This is a genomic window from Marinobacterium profundum (assembly GCF_001528745.1).
Lineage (GTDB): Bacteria > Pseudomonadota > Gammaproteobacteria > Pseudomonadales > Balneatricaceae > Marinobacterium_A > Marinobacterium_A profundum.
Genome location: NZ_BCNS01000070.1, coordinates 1 through 1,933 on the forward strand (window position 1 = coordinate 1; position 1,933 = coordinate 1,933).

Annotated in this window: 2 protein-coding genes; one reads left to right on the top strand and one right to left on the bottom strand. The window is 56.8% G+C overall.

The features are described 5' to 3' along the window. Nucleotides 1–984 (bottom strand): LacI family DNA-binding transcriptional regulator (locus MPRO_RS03230; protein WP_067286881.1); only part of this gene is annotated, 984 nt, incomplete at its 3' end. 328 nt (nucleotides 985–1,312) lie between these two features. Between MPRO_RS03230 and MPRO_RS03235 the strand changes: the two genes are divergently transcribed. Continuing rightward, on the top strand, nucleotides 1,313–1,933 hold a 621-nt coding region (locus MPRO_RS03235; RefSeq protein ID WP_067286885.1), incomplete at its 3' end, for a sugar phosphate isomerase/epimerase family protein.

Genomic DNA, 1,933 nt, shown 5'->3' on the forward strand with positions numbered 1-1,933 from the left:
GTCCCTGTGTTCTAGAGCCGCGAGCATCTGGCTGAGGGTGTCGCCGGCGAGCTGGCGCAGCGGGGTCGCCAGCACCAGAGTAACAACACCATCTATCAGGGCCTGGCGTGATTCTGCGGTGAGTTCCTGCACTATAACGCACAGGGGTTGTACGGGTGGGTTGTCGCGCAGAGCCCGTATAACGCCCTCCATGCCTCCGCCGGCTATATAGAGAGCACAGAGGTCGCTGTGGTCTTCCATTAGCTGGCGGGTATTGCGATAGGCCACTTCAGGATCATCCAGGCTGATCATGGGTTCCAGCACCCTGAGTTGCGGCGCCTGCTCGCGGCAGTAAGAACGAAAACCCATGTCACGCAGCTCGTGGCCGACAAAACGGTGATGTCCGATCATGATGCCCACCTTGCCGTCGCTTTGGCCCAGTTGTGCGACAGCCCAGCCGGCGCTGCGGCCGACGCGGCGGTTATCCAAACCTATGTAGGGGCGTCTGGGCCCGGTGCCCAGCGGCGACAGCAGGGCGGTTACCGGCACGCCGCGGGCTTCGGCGTTTTCAATGGCCTGGATAATGCCGGGGTGCTCGTAGCAGGCCAGTGCCAGGGCGTCGCACTGGCCTGCCAGGTCGTCGATCTGACGGGCGATAACGCTGGCGCTGGGGTCGTTGATAAAGGCAAAGACTGGGCTCTCGAGCTTGCCCGGTGTCAGTGTGCTGCGGCTGTACAGTGCCTGCTCAAGTTCCTGTTGCAGCTCTTTATAGAAGGGCTGTTCCGCCCCTTGCAGCAGAAAGCCGAGCCGGTAGGGCGCCGCGGTCTGGGTCTCGGTGGGCGCCCTGTCGGTGTCGAGGGCATAGCCCGTGGCCCTGGCGGCTTGCAGTACGCGCTCGAGGGTTTGGCTTTTGACCGGTGCCCGCTTGTTAAGCACACGGTCTACAGTAGAGACACTCAGGCCGGCAGCCCGGGCCACTGTGGCTATGGTGATGCGATTGGACATGGCTATTTGACCGTTTTATTTTAATTTGAAAGACAATAATGAAATAAATGAAAGACTATGTCAAAAAAGCCTTTAGTCCGTAAATAAATAGATTTTATGGCATTTTTGTTAAGTTTAAGTGATCTGTCACGGGCAAGAACTGTCAGTAAATGAAAGAGGTTCATTTCAATCGGTCAAATAAGTATATTATTTCACTCCACTGTTATTGAAATATTTATTCTAAATAGTATAGTCGTCGGTATGTTTGTTCCGTTTGGCGCGATGCAGGTTACCCAGGCGCAGGATGTTCGGGTATCAGGCCGGGTCATAAGCTGATAGGTAAAATAATATGAAAATCGCCCTTGATCCTTACATGCACCGTCACCTGTCGTTGCCCGAAATCTGCCGCCTTACGGCAGAGCTGGGTTACGAGCACATCGAACTGTCGCCGCGGGCAGATTTTCTGCAGTGGTGGACACGTCCACGTGTGTACCCAGAGCGCATCCAGGCTTTCAAGAAGGCGATGAAGGATCACAGCGTGGGCCTGGCGACTCTGCAGCCCATGTATCGCTGGTCCAGCCCCTACCAGGATGAGTGGGAAACGGCGATGGACAACTGGAAACGCACCATCGAAATCGCCGTCGAGATGGATGCTCCCTTGCTGATTTCCGAGTTCGGCCGCGGCGGCTCCCCCGAACGTTCCGCCGCTGATCGTGAAGGGCGCCATAGCGCCGAAGCCTGCGAGAATGCCTTCTGGCGTTCCATGGATGTACTGGTGCCGATTCTGGAACGTGAGGGGCTGACCCTCAGCGTTGAGCCGCACCCGGAAGACTGGATCGAAACCATGGATCCCGCCATCGAAATCATCAAAACCATCAACTCCAAGGCGGTGCAGTGCTCCTATATAGCGCCGCACTCGTTCTATTACGGCGATGACATGGCCGAAACGATCCGTGCCACCCAGGGCAAT